The 894-nt window shown below is 56.5% G+C and carries 1 protein-coding gene; it reads left to right on the top strand.

The window, feature by feature from the left end; translation table 11 throughout:
• Positions 1 to 141 precede the first annotated feature (141 nt).
• Positions 142 to 675 carry a hypothetical protein gene (locus D8U18_RS27990; RefSeq protein ID WP_056853885.1) on the top strand — a complete coding sequence of 178 codons (534 nt, stop codon included), beginning with the start codon at positions 142 to 144 and terminating at the stop codon, positions 673 to 675.
• Positions 676 to 894 lie beyond the last annotated feature (219 nt).

The raw sequence follows: 894 nt of genomic DNA on the forward strand, positions 1-894 counted from the left end.
CACGGGCTGCATTCCCACGCGGAGCGTGGGAACGATCAGTGGAAACGCGTTGTATTTTCCCACTGAGTCTGTGGCGCTGTCCGCTAGCCACCTCCCTCATCCCGGCTCACCCTAGTCATTCCCTGGCAAAGGAATGCAACCATGGGTCGTAGCCGCTACACCATCACCGAACCCGACAAACCACATTTCCTCACTTGCACCATCGTGGAATGGCTTCCGCTATTTATTCGCCCTTATATCGTCGACCACCTGCTCGATTGCTGGCGTTATCAGCAAATCCACCGGGGCTTGAAGATGTATGGCTATGTGGTTCTGGAAAACCACCTGCACTTTGTCGCCGAGGCTCCGGATCTCAACAGATGTGTCAGTCAATTCAAATCATTCACTGCCCGACAAATCATCGACGACCTGCAAAGCAAGGGAGCCGAACGCGCGTTACAGCGCCTGCGCTTCAGCAAACGAGCTCACAAGCAAGACCGGGTGTATCAGCTTTGGCAGGAAGGTTCGCATGCGGAAATGGTGTACAGCGAGGCAGTGATGCGGCAGAAACTTGATTACATCCATAACAACCCAGTGAACCGTGGCTATGTGGATCTGCCCGAACACTGGCGATACTCCAGCGCGAGAAACTATGCGGGGATGGAAGGGTTAATCGAAGTTCAACGCTGGTATTAGGTCGTGATCGTTCCCACGCTCCGCGTGGGAACGCCTCCAGGGACGCTCCGCGTTCCAGCTTCAACACCTGCGCGACGTCGAACACCGTTGTGACGCGGAGCGTCACGGGCTGCATTCCCACGCGGAGCGTGGGAACGATCAGTGGAAACGCGTTGTATCGTGATCGTTCCCACGCTCTGCGTGGGAACGCCTCCAGGGACGCTCCGCGTTCCAGCTTCA

This window comes from Pseudomonas sp. Sample_10, assembly GCF_004321495.1.
Lineage (GTDB): Bacteria > Pseudomonadota > Gammaproteobacteria > Pseudomonadales > Pseudomonadaceae > Aquipseudomonas.

Coding starts and splice junctions, on each gene's coding strand:
- D8U18_RS27990 (WP_056853885.1), top strand. CDS start 142: ATGGGTCGTAGCCGCTACACCATCACCGAACCCGACAAACCACATTTC.